This is a genomic window from Nitratireductor aquibiodomus NL21 = JCM 21793, assembly GCF_000615975.1.
Lineage (GTDB): Bacteria > Pseudomonadota > Alphaproteobacteria > Rhizobiales > Rhizobiaceae > Nitratireductor > Nitratireductor aquibiodomus.
This window is the reverse complement of the sequence record NZ_BAMP01000008.1, coordinates 28,724-44,406: the sequence shown is the minus strand read 5'-3', so window position 1 is coordinate 44,406 and position 15,683 is coordinate 28,724. Positions and strand designations below refer to the sequence as shown.

10 protein-coding genes, 1 pseudogene and 1 other annotated feature are annotated in these 15,683 nt (G+C 62.5%); of the genes and pseudogenes, 2 read left to right on the top strand and 9 right to left on the bottom strand.

The genetic code is table 11. The features are described from left to right. Window positions 1–11 precede the first annotated feature (11 nt). Window positions 12–67, bottom strand: a sequence feature (sul1 is cis-regulatory element that is thought to sense ions involved in sulfur or methionine metabolism; They are found in Alphaproteobacteria). A 74-nt stretch (window positions 68–141) separates the two neighbouring features. The 7 genes and pseudogenes from JCM21793_RS04005 to JCM21793_RS03975 form a co-directional block, all read right to left on the bottom strand. Next, window positions 142–891, bottom strand: a complete 750-nt coding sequence (locus JCM21793_RS04005; RefSeq protein WP_025029531.1) for an SDR family oxidoreductase — start codon at window positions 889–891, stop codon at window positions 142–144. Window positions 892–975: 84 nt separating this feature from the next. Further along, window positions 976–2,780 (bottom strand): annotated as a pseudogene (locus JCM21793_RS24025) (DEAD/DEAH box helicase). Between the two features lie 160 nt (window positions 2,781–2,940). Then, window positions 2,941–4,335 (bottom strand): DHA2 family efflux MFS transporter permease subunit, encoded by a 1,395-nt coding sequence (locus JCM21793_RS03995; RefSeq protein WP_025029530.1) that lies wholly within the window; start codon window positions 4,333–4,335, stop codon window positions 2,941–2,943. 59 nt (window positions 4,336–4,394) lie between these two features. Next, window positions 4,395–4,793 (bottom strand): arsenate reductase (glutaredoxin), encoded by a 399-nt coding sequence (gene arsC / locus JCM21793_RS03990; protein WP_025029529.1) that lies wholly within the window; start codon window positions 4,791–4,793, stop codon window positions 4,395–4,397. Between the two features lie 11 nt (window positions 4,794–4,804). Then, window positions 4,805–5,884, bottom strand: coding sequence for an ACR3 family arsenite efflux transporter (arsB, locus tag JCM21793_RS03985; protein ID WP_025029528.1), 1,080 nt, complete (start codon window positions 5,882–5,884; stop codon window positions 4,805–4,807). A gap of 10 nt (window positions 5,885–5,894) precedes the next feature. Next, window positions 5,895–6,404, bottom strand: coding sequence for an arsenate reductase ArsC (locus JCM21793_RS03980; protein WP_025029527.1), 510 nt, complete (start codon window positions 6,402–6,404; stop codon window positions 5,895–5,897). Window positions 6,405–6,416: 12 nt separating this feature from the next. Further along, entirely contained in the window at window positions 6,417–6,749 is a 333-nt protein-coding gene (locus tag JCM21793_RS03975; protein ID WP_025029526.1) for an ArsR/SmtB family transcription factor, read from the bottom strand. A 645-nt stretch (window positions 6,750–7,394) separates the two neighbouring features. Here JCM21793_RS03975 and pyc point away from each other — a divergent pair. Further along, the gene (gene pyc, locus JCM21793_RS03970; RefSeq protein WP_025029525.1) at window positions 7,395–10,862 is read left to right on the top strand and encodes a pyruvate carboxylase; all 3,468 of its coding nucleotides are present in this window, start codon (window positions 7,395–7,397) and stop codon (window positions 10,860–10,862) included. Window positions 10,863–10,951: 89 nt separating this feature from the next. Continuing rightward, a complete protein-coding gene (locus tag JCM21793_RS03965) occupies window positions 10,952–12,130 on the top strand; it encodes an MFS transporter (RefSeq protein WP_025029524.1) in 1,179 nt (392 codons plus the stop codon). A gap of 64 nt (window positions 12,131–12,194) precedes the next feature. Here the strand turns inward: JCM21793_RS03965 and JCM21793_RS28555 are convergent, their stop codons facing one another. Both JCM21793_RS28555 and JCM21793_RS03955 read right to left on the bottom strand, forming a co-directional pair. Continuing rightward, window positions 12,195–12,353 carry a DUF3309 domain-containing protein gene (locus tag JCM21793_RS28555; protein WP_007010814.1) on the bottom strand — a complete coding sequence of 53 codons (159 nt, stop codon included), beginning with the start codon at window positions 12,351–12,353 and terminating at the stop codon, window positions 12,195–12,197. Between the two features lie 130 nt (window positions 12,354–12,483). Beyond that, window positions 12,484–15,645, bottom strand: coding sequence for an efflux RND transporter permease subunit (locus JCM21793_RS03955; RefSeq protein ID WP_025029523.1), 3,162 nt, complete (start codon window positions 15,643–15,645; stop codon window positions 12,484–12,486). Window positions 15,646–15,683: the final 38 nt, after the last annotated feature.

Here is a 15,683-nt window from a genome sequence, read left to right as displayed (position 1 = left end):
AAACGATCGAGGTTGCGCCGGCGGATCAGCGGCCGGCAGAGCCACCCGGAGTTTCACCGGGTCCTAAGCGGATGCGCGGTGTTTAACCCGGATGATGCTGCAGCGCAACACGTGCGCACAGCCCTTCGCCCATTCGAATGGTCAGCGCGGGTGCAGGCCGCCCTCGTCGGCATCGATGTCGATGGTCAGGGAGACATGCCTGGGTCTGGTGAGCGCAAAAATCACGGCTTCAATCACATCGCGGCCAGTCCCCCTCTGCCCTTTCTGCCTTTGACCGGCGGCCTTCCAGTCGGGGTGGTCTGGCTGGACATCATCGAGATAGGGGGGATTGACGAGGATCGAGCGAAAGTCCGTGCCCGCGAAGGTCTGCCGGAGGCCTTCGGCCAGCGCTGTCTGACCGTGCTTGGCGGCGTAGAACGGCACGGAGACCGACTGCAATGCCGCATTCGGGAGGCCGCTTATGGAACCGATGGTCACAACGTCCGGTGCTTCGGATGCTTCCATCAGGGAACGTAGGCCCTGGGTGAACAGGAAAGTTCCGGCTATGGCAGAGTTGATCACCTGTAGCACGGCCTTATCCTCATAAGGCTCCGTGCTGCTTTCAAGCCACATGGCCGCGTTGTTGATCAGGATGTCGACATGAGACAGGCGCGCTTCAATCTGCTTTACGGCATCCCGCACGCTCGGTGCGTCCGCCAGGTCGAGGGTTACGAGGTCGGGGTGATGCCCGGACAGCCGGGTCACGGCGCGACCAACCGTCTCGAGATCACCCATGCGTCTCCCGCAAAGGATTAAGCGGCACCCGGCCATGGCGAGGCTCGTGGCAAAGGCCGCACCTAGCCCGCGACCAGCACCCGTAACCACGACAATCTTGCCCTCAAGTCCACTCATCGCAGTCCCTCATGCCCATATTCAACCGGATTCAGATGGCTGATTTGGGCATGCGAAGGGAGAGCGACAAGCTCCCAGAAACGACTAGTCCTTGGGCCTGCGGGCGGGCTTCTTCTTGCCGCCTGCGGGCTTGGCGAATTTCGGCTTGCCGGGTTTGCCGTCTTTCTTCGCCCAGGGCTTGGCATCGTCGCGCCATTCGCCGCCCTTGCGATGCGGCTTGCCGGCCGGCCTGCGCTTGCCGGCGAAGGGTTTCGGCCCGCTGCCGCGCGCTGCGAATTCAGGCGCTCCGTCCAATTGCACGACCCGGATGCTGCGCTCTAGAACGGCCTGCGGGCCGATGGCCGCAAGGAAGCGGTCGACACAGGCGGCATCGAGCTGAACGAAGGTCTCGTCCTGCTGCATTTTGATAGCGCCGATCTCGCGCTTGGTGATATCGCCGGCACGGCACAGAAGCGGGATGAGCCAGCGCGGCTCGGCATTCTGCTTGCGGCCAACCGACAGGGAGAACCAGACGCTCTCGTCGAATTCCTCACGGCGCGGCGCGCGTTCCTCGCGCATGCCGCCACCGTCCTGGATGGTCACTTCCGTGACATCCTCCGGCGCGGAGAGCTTTGCGCGGTGAAGCCTGACAAAGGCCGCCGCGATCTGCTCGGCCCCGTGCTTCTCAAGAAGCGCTTTGACGAAGTCTGCCTCGTTTTCCTGAATGGGATCTTCGAGATGCGGGTCGGCCATCAGGCGTTCGTCATCACGCTGAAGAACCTCGTCGGCGGAAGGCGGGCTGGTCCACTCAAGCCGCACCTTGGCATCGCGCAGAAGGCGCTCGGCCCGGCGGCGACCATTGGGCGCGACGATGAGCGCGCTGACACCCTTGCGCCCTGCCCGCCCGGTGCGGCCAGAGCGGTGCAGAAGCGTTTCGGCGTTGGTTGGCAGATCCGCGTGAACCACGAGTTCAAGATTGGGCAGGTCGATGCCGCGGGCTGCAACATCGGTCGCGACACAGACACGGGCGCGCCCGTCGCGCATGGCCTGAAGCGCATGGGTGCGCTCGCTCTGGCTGAGCTCGCCCGAGAGGGCTACGACCGAGAAGCCGCGATTGTTGAACCGCGCGGTCAGATGGTTGACGGTGGCGCGCGTGTTGCAGAACACCAGCGCATTGCGCGCCTCATGGTAGCGCAGCGCGTTGATGATGGCGTTTTCGCGCTCCTGCGGAATGGCGAGGAAGCGCGATACTCGATATCGCCGTGCTGCTTCTGCTCGGCAGCCGTTGTGATGCGGACTGCATCGCGCTGATAATTCTTCGCCAGATTGGCGATGGTGCGCGAGACAGTCGCCGAAAACATCAGCGTGCGGCGCTCGGCGGGTGCGGCATCCAGAATGAACTCTAGATCCTCGCGGAAGCCGAGATCGAGCATCTCATCGGCCTCGTCCAGCACGACAGCGCGCAGGTCCGACATGTCGAGCGCGTTGCGGCGGATGTGGTCGCACAGGCGGCCGGGTGTGCCGACGACGATATGCGCACCGCGCTCAAGCGCGCGGCGCTCAGTGCGGATGTCCATGCCGCCGACACAGGACGCGATCACGGCGCCGGTCTCGGCATAGAGCCATTCGAGCTCGCGCTTGACCTGGAGTGCCAGTTCACGCGTCGGTGCGACAGCAAGGCCCAGCGGGGCGGCAGCACGATCAAAACGCTCCTCGCCATCAAGCAGGCTCGGCGCCAGCGCGATGCCGAAGGCAACGGTCTTGCCGGAACCGGTCTGCGCGGAAACGAGCGCATCGGCGCCCGCGGGTTCCAGCTCCAGAACGGCCTTCTGTACCTGGGTCAATTCGGTATAGCCGCGCTTGTCCAACGCCCGGCCAAGCGCTGGCACAATGCCTTCGAACTCGGTCATTCATCTTCTTTCGGAAATGAGCGCGCTTTGTGAGATCGTCTGTGGCAGATGGTCTGGAGGGCGCGCAGCGCGGCCATTTCGCCAACGCTTTTGCGCCCTACTACGCGTGTCGGAGGCAAATGTACAGCGTGGTGAAATAAATTCCGCTCACTTCGAACGCTCATCCGGCAGTGGCTTCGTGCTGGTCCCGCGCGGTCAGGCGCATCATGACCAAAGCGAGGAGCATGGTGAGCGCCGAGATGATCGAGAGCGTCACGAACGCATTGAAATACCCCCCGGCACCATCCGCATGGGCGAGAAGGACGACGATCAGGACAGCACCGATTGCGCCGCCGACACGCTGAACGATGTTCACCAGCGTTGCCGCATCGCCCATTTCCTCTTTATGCGCGGCGGCGTAGGCAGCCGTCATGGCCGGCATCTGGCCAAGCGCCATGCCGATGCCCCTGACAACGAGAAGCGGTGCCAGCCACAGGGCCGGGAGCGGCGTGGGCAGAAGGAAGGGCAAGGTGCTCAAGAGGAGCGCAAGTGCGCCGACGAGCGTTACCCGACCGGCACCGAAACGGTCAGTCAGCGCGCCGCCGACCGGCAGGGCCAGAGCGCTGCCGAGCCCCATGGCCAAAAGCAGAAATCCGGTCTCCACCGTGTCGCGGGCCGCGATCACCTGAAGGTAGAGCGGCAGAAGCAGGAGCCCGCCATACATGTTGGCACCGGTCAGGCTGGTTGTGAGCGTGGCTGTAGAAAAAATCGGCCGCCGAAGAAGCGTAAGGTCGATAAGCGGTGGCCGCGCACGTGTGGTGTTTGCAACGAAACCGGCGACGAGGACGAGGCCGGCGATGAAGCAGACTAGGTTGGTGCGTGTGAGGCCTTCGGCACCGAATTCGGTCGCGCCATAGAGGAAGAGCGGCAGCCCGGCACCAAGCAGAAGCAGACCCGCAATATCGAGACGCCGCGTCTCGTCCCGGTCGCCGGCTGGAACAAGGCCCTTTGCGAGAAGAAGAGCCGCAACGCCGACCGGAACGTTGATCCAGAACAACCAGCGCCATGACGCATGATCGAGCAGGAGTCCGCCAATTGCCGGGCCGATGGCCGGCCCCAGTGCAACGACAAGCCCAAGCGCGCCCATGATTCGGCCAAGCTGCCTGGGACCTGCGGTCGCGCCGATGATCGCCTGTCCCGCCGGCACCATGAGTCCACCGGCCAGCCCCTGAAGGAAGCGGGCCGCGATCAGCGACCACGGCCCGGGCGCGATGGCGCAGAGCACCGATGCTCCCGTAAACCCCGCAAGGCCGAACGCCCACAGGCGGCCATAGCCGAAACGGTTTCCGAGCCAGGCGGCGGCAGGAAGGGAGATTGCCAGCGCGACCAGATACCCAGTGGCAATCCACTGGATCAGAGGCAGCGTGGTGGTGAGATCTTCCCGTATCGTTTCGAGGGCGAGATTGACGACCGTGGAATCGAGCATCGCCATGAACGCGCCGGCGCCGGTGAGGGCGGCGATCTTCCATATCCGCGCGGGGATGGCCGGCGGCGGTGTCTTGCGATCCGTGCTCACGGGCCGGAACTCTCAACCGGCCCGGAGCTGAAGTCAACGCGCGATCACGTCGCAGCCTGCTACCGCACCACTTCGCCGTCTTCCTTGGTGAAAGCTTTCACCGCGTCTTCCGGCAGGAGCTCCAGCACGGTCTCGGACGGGCGGCAGAGTTTCGTGCCGAGCGGTGTCTCCACGATGGGGCGGTTCATCAGGATCGGGTGCTCGACCATGAAGTCGATCAGCTCGTCATCGCTCCATTTGTCTTCGCCAAGGCCCAGCTCGTCATAAGGCGTGCCCTTCTGGCGCAGGATCGCGCGGGGCGACACGCCCATGGCGGCGATCAGCGACACCAGTTTTTCGCGGCCGGGCGGGGTCTTGAGATATTCGATCACCTGCGGTTCTTCACCGGCTTCGCGGAGCATGGCCAGCACATTGCGCGAGGTGCCGCATTTCGGATTGTGATAGATGGTGACGGTCATGATTGTCTCGCTCAGCTCGTGGGAAACCAGTCTCGGGTGCGGTTGGCGAAGGCTACCAGCGACAGCATCACCGGCACCTCGACCAGAACGCCGACCACCGTGGCAAGGGCCGCGCCGGAATTCAAGCCGAACAGGCTGATGGCGACGGCGACGGCAAGCTCGAAGAAGTTCGACGTGCCGATCAGGGCGCAGGGTGCGGCGACATTGAACGGCACCTTCCAGATGCGGGCCGCGAAATAAGTCAGGAAGAAGATGCCATAGGACTGGATCAGGAGCGGCACCGCGATCAGCACGATCAGGATCGGCCGTTCGACGATGACATGCCCCTGGAAACCGAAGAGAAGCACCACCGTGACCAGAAGCCCGATGACGGAGACGGGTTTGAGCGAAGCAGTGAAATCCGCAACCGCCTTCTGCGCCTCCGCACCCGAGGCGCGGCCGGTCAGCCATTTGCGGGTCAGGAACCCGGCGACGAGCGGGATCACCACGTAAAGGCCTGTGGCCAGAAGCAGCGTCTCCCACGGCACGGCGATGTCGGTCACGCCGAGCAGAAGCGCGACGATGGGGGCGAAAGCGAAGATCATCACCACATCGTTGAGCGAGACCTGAACGAGCGTGTAGGTGGCATCCCCCTGGGTGAGCTGGCTCCACACGAAAACCATGGCCGTGCAGGGTGCGGCACCCAGAAGGATGAGACCGGCAATATATTGCTGCGCATCGGCGGGCTCGATCCACTGCGCGAAGACATATTCGAAGAACAGGACGCCTAGGGCTGCCATGGTGAAGGGCTTGATGAGCCAGTTGACGGCAAGGGTCAGGACGAGGCCCTTGGGCCGGTCGCCGATATGGCTGAGGCTGGCAAAGTCGACATTGACCATCATCGGGAAAACCATGGCCCAGATGAGCACGGCGACGACCAGATTGACCGAGGCGTATTCGAGCGAGGCCAGAAAGCCGAACAGGCCCGGCATCAGATTGCCAAGGGCGATGCCGGCGATGATGCACAGCGCCACCCAGATGGAGAGGTATTTTTCGAAGAAGCCGATGCCGCCGGCAGGGGCTTCATCGCGGTTCAGAATATGGTCGGTCATCAAATGGATCCTATTGCGAATGGGCCGGCGTACGGCCGATCTCGTCGAGACGGCGCTGCAGGGAAAGCCGGTCGAGCGAGGCGAGCGGCAGCGCCGTAAATATTGAGATGCGGTTGTTGAGCATGCGATAGGTGTCGGCGAAAGCGAGATGCTTCTCGGCCCCGGTGCCCGTCACCGCCGCCGGGTCGGGTAGCCCCCAGTGCGCCGTCATCGGCTGGCCGGGCCAGACCGGACAGGCTTCCTGGGCCGCGCTGTCGCAAAGCGTGAAGACGAAATGGAGGGTGGGCGCGTCGGGCGTTGCGAATTCGGCCCAGTCCTTCGAGCGGGCGAAGGAAATGTCGTGGTTCATGTTTTCGAGCAGTTCCAGCGCGAATGGATGGACCGAACCCTTGGGCTGGGAGCCAGCCGAAAAAGCTTTGAAACGCTGGGTGCCAACCCGATTCAAAATTGCTTCTGCAAGAATGGAGCGGGCCGAGTTTCCGGTGCACAGAAAAAGCACATTGAACGTTTTATCACTCATGGCGCAGGCCTCCTAGCAGTGACAGGTCGCAGCCTCGATGGCGGGGCGACACAGGTCAGGGTTTCCGTTGCAGCAATCTTCAAGGAGGAAGGCGAGAAGATCGCGAAAGCCAGTCATGTCGGCCGTGTAGCGAATGATGCGTCCTTCCCGCTCGGCGCGGATCATGCCCGACTGTGAAAGAACCTTCAGGTGCGCGGAGGCGGTGTTCTGGACAACGCCCAGTCTGGCCGCAACCTCCCCCGCCGGCAGACCCTGCGGTCCGGCTTGAACGAGTAGGCGGAACACATCAAGCCGGGTCTCCTGACCGAGCGCGGCGAGCGCGTATATGGCTTCGGTTTTTTGCATTATCGAAATATCCGGATTTATCGATATATTGAGCCCGCTTCTCGCATGGTTGCGGGATGGCGTCAAGAGGGATCGGGAATGCGGGGGCGGCTGGATGAAGACGGGGCCGAGCGTCTACGCATTCTGCCGATGGGTCCAGGGGCAAGCCCGGGACGACGACCTCCCGCTCCCCGCCTGTCGGGAGAAGGTCCCGGCAGGGGGAAGGGGCAGGTGGCGCTTTGCGATCTTCTCCACCTCTGTCGGTATCCCTGCCATTGATTGCGCTCGCCCTCATTTTCACCTGCTCCCCACAAACGGGGAGAAGGGGACGTTCGATGCTGGCCTGCACTCTTCAAACGGAGCATGAGCGAGCACCTGGCCGCGTTCCTGCGCACTCTGCGGCATCTGGAGCCACCGCTCAATGGACCCAGCCTCTCGCTCCCGTCCGCCGGAACGACGAAGATGGAGCCGTCCATCAGGTCGAAGCAGGGGGCGGTACCATGCGAAACGGAAAATCGCCGCGTCAAAACCTGCCAATCTTCCTTCGCGTCAAGAAAGTTTGCACCGCAGCATCGTCCACGCTAATCATACGCGTCGTTTTGGCGCGGAGGGGAGTTTCGCGCCGGGCAATCCCGCACCATCCTTCTCTTCCCGGAGTTTTTGCCAGTGCAGATTAAGAAGATTCTTGTCGCAAACCGTTCTGAAATCGCCATCCGCGTCTTCCGCGCAGCCAATGAACTCGATATCCGAACGGTGGCCATCTGGGCCGAGGAGGACAAGTACTCGCTGCACCGGTTCAAGGCGGACGAATCCTATCAGGTCGGGCGTGGGCCGCACCTTGAACGCGATCTCGGCCCCATCGAGAGTTATCTGTCGATCGATGAGGTGATCCGCGTTGCCAAACTGTCGGGCGCGGATGCCATTCATCCAGGCTACGGCCTTCTGTCGGAGAGCCCGGAATTCGCCGAAGCCTGCGCGGAAAACGGTATTGTCTTCATCGGGCCAAAGCCCGAGACCATGCGCCGCCTTGGCAACAAGGTCGCTGCCCGCAACCTGGCCATCGAGGTCGGTGTGCCGGTGGTTCCGGCCACGGAGCCGCTGCCGGACGATATGACCAGGGTTGCAGAGATGGCCGAGGAGGTGGGCTTCCCGGTCATGCTCAAGGCTTCCTGGGGCGGTGGCGGGCGCGGCATGCGCGTCATCCGCACCCGCGAGGACCTGGAGCATGAAGTCACCGAGGCGAAGCGCGAGGCCAAGGCCGCTTTCGGCAAGGACGAGGTCTATCTGGAAAAGCTGGTCGAGCGCGCGCGCCATGTGGAGGTGCAGGTGCTGGGCGACACGCATGGCAATGCCGTGCATCTGTTCGAGCGCGATTGTTCCATCCAGCGCCGCAACCAGAAGGTCGTGGAGCGCGCACCGGCACCGTATCTGAACGATGAGAAGCGCGCCGAGCTTTGTGGCTATGCGCTGAAGATCGCCGAGGCGACCGACTATGTGGGCGCCGGCACAGTCGAATTCCTCATGGATGCCGATACGGGCGCATTCTATTTCATCGAGGTCAATCCGCGTATTCAGGTGGAGCATACGGTCACCGAGGAGGTGACCGGCGTCGACATCGTGAAGGCGCAGATCCACATTCTGGAAGGCAAGAAGATCGGCGACAAGGCGTCGGGCGTGCCTGCGCAGGCCGATATCCGCCTCAATGGCGATGCCCTCCAGTGCCGCATTACCACCGAGGATCCGGAGCAGAATTTCATTCCCGACTACGGCCGCATCACCGCCTATCGCGGCGCGACCGGTTTCGGCATCCGGCTCGATGGCGGTACGGCTTATTCCGGCGCCGTCATCACGCGGTTCTACGATCCGCTCCTGGAAAAGGTCACGGCCTGGGCGCCGACGCCCGAAGAGGCAATCGCCCGGATGGACCGCGCGCTGCGCGAGTTCCGCATTCGCGGCGTGGCGACCAACCTGACCTTCCTTGAAGCGATCATCAGCCATCCGGATTTCCGCAACGCTTCCTATACGACCCGGTTCATCGATGAGACGCCTGAACTCTTCACGCAAGTCAGGCGGCAGGATCGCGCTACCAAGCTTCTGAACTATCTGGCCGATGTTACGGTGAACGGCCATCCCGAGGCGCGGGGTCGGGCACTGCCCAATGCCGAGGCGGCCGCACCGCATGTGCCCTATGTGGATATGCCGGTGCCGGATGGCAGTAAGCAGACTTTCGACAGTCTGGGCGCCGATGGGTTCGCCAAATGGATGCGCGAGCAGGAGCGCGTACTCGTCACCGACACCACAATGCGCGATGCGCATCAGTCGCTGCTCGCCACACGCATGCGCACATTCGATATGGTGCGGATTGCCGGCGTCTATGCCCGCGCGCTGCCAGAGCTTCTGTCGCTGGAATGCTGGGGTGGGGCGACCTTCGATGTCGCCATGCGCTTCCTGACGGAGGACCCGTGGGAGCGTCTTTCACGCATCCGCGAGGGCGCTCCGAACCTGCTTCTGCAGATGCTTTTGCGCGGGGCGAATGGCGTCGGTTACACCAACTATCCCGACAATGTCGTGCAGCATTTCGTCAAACAGGCGGCGGCAGGGGGCATTGATCTCTTCCGTGTGTTCGACTGCCTGAACTGGGTGGAGAACATGCGCGTGGCGATGGACGCGGTGCGCTCCGAAGGCAAACTGTGTGAAGCCACGATCTGCTTTACGGGCGATCTCCTCGACCCGGACCGCGCCAAATACGACCTCAAATACTACGTCGGTCTAGCTGGCGAGCTTGAGGCTGCCGGTGCCAACATCATCGCCATCAAGGACATGGCGGGCCTCCTTAAACCCGGTGCTGCGCGTGTGCTGTTCAAGGCGCTGCGCGAGGCGACCGACCTGCCGCTCCACTTCCACACGCATGATACGTCCGGCATTTCCGCCGCGACGGTGCTTGCTGCCGTGGAAAGCGGTGTCGACGCGGTGGATGCGGCCATGGATGCCCTTTCCGGCAACACCTCGCAGCCCTGTCTCGGCTCCATCGTCGAGGCGCTCAAGGGGGATGCCCGCGATACCGGGCTCGACCGTGAGTGGGTGCGCCGTATCTCCTTCTACTGGGAGGCCGTGCGCAACCAGTACGCGGCCTTTGAGAGCGATCTGAAAGGACCGGCTTCCGAGGTCTATCTGCACGAAATGCCTGGCGGCCAGTTCACCAATCTAAAGGAGCAGGCCCGCTCGCTGGGGCTGGAAACCCGCTGGCACGAGGTTGCGCGTGCCTATCATGACGTCAACATGATGTTCGGCGACATCGTCAAGGTCACGCCCTCCTCCAAGGTCGTGGGCGACATGGCGCTGATGATGGTCTCGCAGGATCTGACGGTCGCCGATGTCGAGAACCCGGAGAAGGATATCGCCTTCCCGGATTCGGTTGTCTCCATGTTGCATGGCGACCTCGGTCAACCGCCTGCGGGCTGGCCGGTGGCCCTTCAGAAGAAGGTTCTGAAGGGTGGCAAGCCGATCACCGTGCGCCCGGGCTCCCTGCTTGAACCTGCAGACCTTGAGGCCGATCGGACGGCGCTGGAAGAGAAGCTTGGCCGCAAGGTCAGCGAGTATGAGTTCTCGTCCTGGCTTATGTATCCGAAAGTTTTCACCGACTTTGCCGCAGCATCGGAAAGCTACGGCCCTGTCAGCGTTCTGCCGACGCCGGTCTATTTCTACGGGATGGAGCCGGAGGATGAGATTTTTGTCGACATCGAGCGCGGCAAGACGCTCGTCATCCGCTGTCTTGCCGTCGGCGAGGTGGACGAAAAGGGCATGGTCACCGTCTTCTTCGAGCTCAATGGCCAGCCTCGCCGCGTCAAGGTTCCCGACAGGGTTCACGGTGCATCCGCTTCCGCCGCCCGCCGCAAGGCGGAGGCCGGAAACGAGGCGCATGTGGGGGCGCCGATGCCGGGCGTGGTTTCCACGCTCGCCGTCAAGCCGGGGCAGAGCGTGCAGTCCGGCGATGTGCTCCTGTCAATCGAGGCCATGAAGATGGAAACGGCGCTTCACGCCGAACGCGACGGCACGATTGCCGAGGTTCTTGTGGGCGCCGGCGATCAGATCGACGCCAAGGACCTTCTCGTCGTGTTCGAGAATGGTGATTGACGCCATGGATTGACGTGCTCGATTAAACCGATTTAGATGCGGCGCATCAGGTGGTTTTCCTGATGCGCCGTTTCCTTTTGGAGCCCCACATGTCTTTCCGGAATGCGTCCATCGGGCGCTGGGCCGTAGCGGCCTCATTCTTTGTCAACGGTTTCATGGTGGGTAGCTGGGCACCGCAGATTCCCGTGGTTGCTTCGCGTTTCGATCTGAGTGAGACGGCACTCGGGCTGTTGATCCTCGTTTTCGGCTGCGGCGCGGTGTCGGTTATGCCGCTCTGCGGTTATCTGATCGGTCGTTTTGGTTCCCGCGCCATCCTGCGGATCGCCGCTTTCATATGCACGCTGTCCTTTGCCGGTCTCGTCGCGGCCACGCAGATCTGGCAGATGGTTGCGGCGCTGGTCTTTTTTGGTGCGTTTCTTGGAGCGATGGACATTTCCATGAACGCCAATGCCGTGGCGGTGGAGCGGTCGCTCGGGCGGGCGGTGATGTCCTCTTCGCACGGTTTCTGGAGCCTCGGCGGCTTTGTCGGCGCCGGTGTCGGCGGTCTGCTTCTCGAGCGCTACGGCTACATGGCGCATGCGGGCATGGTGGTTGCATTTGCCTTTGCGCTTGTGCTGATTACGCTCCCCTTTTTGATTGTCGAAGCGCGCCCCGTGGCGGGGCAGGCGGGCCATGGGCGCGGCAGGCTGCCGCGCAACCCCATGATCTATGTAACGGGGCTGGTCGCACTCATCTGCATGCTGCCGGAGGGCGCGGTGCTCGACTGGGCGGCACTCTACCTGCGGCAGGAAATGGGCGCCGGCATTGCCGAGGCGAGCCTCGCCTTCACGGCGTTTTCAGGCACGATGGCGATGATGCGGTTTGCCGGCGACCGGCTGCGCAACCGTTTCGGTGCCGTGCGCACATTGCGTTATTCGGGGGTCGTTGCGACTGTCGGCATGCTCGGGGCAGGGCTTGCTCCGACGCCCATGCTGGCGACGATCGCCTTTGCGTTAAGCGGGATGGGGATCGCCAACATGGTGCCGATCGTCTTTTCGGCGGCCGGCAATCAGCCGGGACTTTCACCCGGAGCAGGCATGAGCGTTGCGACCACGATCGGCTATTCCGGCATGCTCGTTGCCCCCTCGCTTGTGGGGTTCATTGCCGAGCGCACCGGTTTCGCACCGATCTTCATCGCGTTTTCGGTTCTGCTCGCCTGCGTCCTGATGCTGGCCAATCTCGTGAGCTCCGCTGACACGATCGTCGTCCAGCCAGCCGGCGAAGCCTGATCTAAACTATTGATTGAGCATCGGAATAACCCGAAAACCGATATTCACTTTTCGGTCCGATACTCTAGATATTGCCCATCAGCATCAGGATCAGGACGATGACAAGGATCAGGCCAAGTATGCCTGACGGTCCGTAACCCCATCCACGCGAATGCGGCCATGCGGGGATGGCGCCGAGCAGAATGAGGATGAGAATTATGATGAGGATTGTGCCGAGCGACATCGCGTTCTCCTCGCTGTCTTGAAAGCCTTGCAATTCAACGCTTCAGATGGCTTCAGGTTCCCTCAAAACAAAAACGGGCCGGCGCGCTGCGAGGAGCGCGCCGGCCCGCAAATCTGACAGGCTGGGCCTGTTATTCAGCCGGCTTGGGGAAGGGGTCCTCCGGAATGTCGGAAGTCTTCGTCGAAGCCTCCTGTTTTTTACCGCGCCGGAAGAGACGCGCGAACAGGCCGCGCCGCTTCTGTCCGGCCGGAAGGGTTTCTCGCGTGAACACCATCAGGGCCGAAGGGGTCACGATGAGGGTCAGAGCTGTTGCGAAGGTCAGGCCGTAGACGATGGCGCCGGACAGCGAAATCCACCATTGAGTGGAGGGTGCGCCGATGGTGATCTCCTGGTGGAACAGTTCGAGGCCCAGACCAAAGGCGATCGGCAGAACGCCAAGCACGGCAGAGATGGCCGTCAGCATCACCGGACGCGCGCGCTCGCGGCAGGTCTGGAGGATGGCCTCCCGCTTTTTCCAGCCCTCGTGCCGCAGCCTGTCATAAGTGTCGATCAGCACGATGTTGTTGTTCACCACCACGCCGGCGAGCGCGATCACGCCGATGCCGGACATGACGATGCCAAAGGGCTGGCCGGTGATGAGCAGGCCGAGGAACACGCCAATGGTGGCCATGACAACGGTCATCAGCACAAGGAAGACGCTGGTGAACTTGTTGAACTGGGCAAGGAGCACCACGAAGATCAGGAAGATCGCCGCGCCAAACGCTTTTGACAGGAAGGCACTTGCCTCCTCGCTTTCCTCGTTCGAGCCGGCGAGCTTCCAGCGCGTTGCGCCAAGATCCATGTCGCTCAACGTCTGGGTGACCTCGGCCTGAACGGAGGAGACCTGATAGCCGCTTGCAATATTGGCGCTGACCACGATGGTGCGCTGACCGTCGATGCGGTTCAGGATGCCGGTCGAGCGCTCGGGTTCGCGTGAGACGAAGTTGGCAATCGGCACCGGCCCCTGCGAAGTCTGCACACGCAGTTGGTCGAGTGCGGATAGGGTGCGTCGGTCCTCGGGCAGGCGCAGGCGGATATCGACAGCGTCGTCGACGCCGGCAGGCCGGTATTCCGAGAGCTTCAGGCCGTTGGTCACGAGTTGAACCACGGTACCCACGGAGACAGGGCTGATCCCGTACTGCGCGGCCCGGGCGCGGTCCACGTTGATCGCCCAGTCGATACCGGGCGGGGGAAGACCATCAGAGATATCGATGACTCCCGGAACATTCGCGATCGCCCGCGCCACATCCGCAGCCTGATCGTTCAGGTTTGCCGGATCCGCTGCCGAAAGGCGAATCTGGATCGGCTGTCCCGTCGGCGGCCCTGCATCGGGCACGCGAACCTCGATTTCAACGCCCGGCGTGCCGGCGAGTTCACGGCGCAGATCGTCGAGAATCTTGCTGGCCGGCTCACGTTCGCGCCAGTCGATGAACTCATACTGGATGACGCCGATGACATCTTCATCGATATCCTGCCCGCCGCCGCGGGTCTTGCCGACGCGGGTGTAGACGGATTCGATGCCCGGCCAGTTGAGCAGCTTTTCCTCGGCGGGCTTTGTCAGCCGGTCCATCTCTTCGAGAGAGAGATTGCCGCGGGCATGCACATACATCAGGCCGTATTCCGGCTCGACATTGGGGAAGAATTCAACGCCGGCGCCGTATTGCGAGTAGGAATAGATGATGCCGCCGAGAAGGCCGACCGTGAGAAGCAGAACGGTTTTCGGGAAGCGGACGGCCTGCTTCACGAGCTTCATATACCAGCCATCCGGCTTCTGTTCTTCCTCGACATGCGCCTTGGCGAAAATCGCGCCGAGAGTCGGGGTGAAAATCAGGGCGTAGATCATGGATGCGCTGAGCGTGACGATCAGCGTGATCGGCAGGTATTTCATGAACTCGCCGACAATGCCCGGCCAGAAGAGGAGTGGCGAGAAGGCGGCGATGCGGGTCATGGTGGCGGCAATGACGGGACCGGCCATGCGTTTGGCCGCCAGTTCGAAGGCCTGCGCCTTGTCCATGCCTTCGGTCATGCGGCGTTCGGCGAATTCGGTCACGATGATCGCGTCGTCCACCAGCATGCCGACTGCCAGAATGAGGCTGAAGAGCACCACCATGTTGACGGTGAAGCCACCGAGCGAGAGCGCATAAATGCCCATCAGGAAGGATGCGGGAACCGCAAGGCCGATCAGCAGGGAGGCGCGGCCGGAAAGGGTGTAAAGGACAACGATGAAGACCAGGATCACGGCGATCAGGACGTGGTTCTGAAGGTCCTTCAGCATATCGCGGATCATCACCGACTTGTCTTGGCTGTAGGACACGGTGATGTTGCCATCGGCGGCCTGCTCGAATTCGGCGGCCGCGGCCTTAACCGAGTCGACCGTTTCGACGAGATTGGCGCCGACGCGCTTCTTGACCTCAATGGCGATCGCGTTTCTACCATTCAGACGGGTGATGGTCTCGGCGTCCTTGAACGTGGAGCGGATTGCGGCCAGATCGCGGGCGCGCACAACGGCATCCGGGCTGGAGACGATCGGCAGGTTGGCCACATCCTCGACCGTTTCGATCAGCGAAGGCACCTTGACCGCATAACGTCCGGCTTCGCCTTCCAGCGAGCCGGCTGCCACCAGGCTGTTTGAAGCGTTGACACCATTGATCATCTGGTCGAGCTGCAGGCCGTAGGACGACAGTTTCATCGGATCGATGAGAATCTCGACCAGTTCGTCCCGAGAGCCCTGAAGCGTGCCCTCGAGTACGCCGGGAATTTCCTCGATCCGGTCCCTGAGCTCCCGCGCGGCGGTGGACAGGACACGCTCCGGCACATTGCCGGCCAGCGTTACGACCAGGATCGGGAATTCCGAGATATTGACCTCATGCACCGAAGGTTCGTCGGCGCCCTGCGGCAACTCGCGCCGGGCATCGGCCACTTTGGCGCGCACATCCTCGATGGCGTTGGAGAAGTCGTAGCCGGCCTGGAACTCGACAAGGACAAAGCCGCCGCCCTGATAGGCGGAGGAGCGCATTTCCTTGACACCCTCCAGGCTTTTCAGCCGGGTTTCGATGGGGCGAAGCAGGAGCCGTTCCGAATCTTCGGGCGAGATGCCCTGATAGGTCAGGCTCACATAGATGATCGGGATCGGAACATCCGGCTCGGCTTCCTTCGGAATGCTGACATAGGCCAGCGACCCGGCGATCACGAAGAAGAGCAGGATGGATAAGGTCAGCCTGGCGTTCTGAATTGCAATACGGACGATGTCCATCGGGCAGGTCCTGTCTTGTCCCGTCAGCGCGCTGCCGT

Bases quoted from the DNA above. Each gene is read 5' to 3' on its own strand.
- JCM21793_RS03955 (WP_025029523.1), bottom strand. From the start codon at position 15,645: ATGGACATCGTCCGTATTGCAATTCAGAACGCCAGGCTGACCTTATCC.
- arsB (WP_025029528.1), bottom strand. From the start codon at position 5,884: ATGACCGACCATATTCTGAACCGCGATGAAGCCCCTGCCGGCGGCATC.
- arsC (WP_025029529.1), bottom strand. From the start codon at position 4,793: ATGACCGTCACCATCTATCACAATCCGAAATGCGGCACCTCGCGCAAT.
- JCM21793_RS28555 (WP_007010814.1), bottom strand. From the start codon at position 12,353: ATGTCGCTCGGCACAATCCTCATCATAATTCTCATCCTCATTCTGCTC.
- JCM21793_RS04005 (WP_025029531.1), bottom strand. From the start codon at position 891: ATGAGTGGACTTGAGGGCAAGATTGTCGTGGTTACGGGTGCTGGTCGC.
- JCM21793_RS03975 (WP_025029526.1), bottom strand. From the start codon at position 6,749: ATGCAAAAAACCGAAGCCATATACGCGCTCGCCGCGCTCGGTCAGGAG.
- JCM21793_RS03965 (WP_025029524.1), top strand. From the start codon at position 10,952: ATGTCTTTCCGGAATGCGTCCATCGGGCGCTGGGCCGTAGCGGCCTCA.
- JCM21793_RS03980 (WP_025029527.1), bottom strand. From the start codon at position 6,404: ATGAGTGATAAAACGTTCAATGTGCTTTTTCTGTGCACCGGAAACTCG.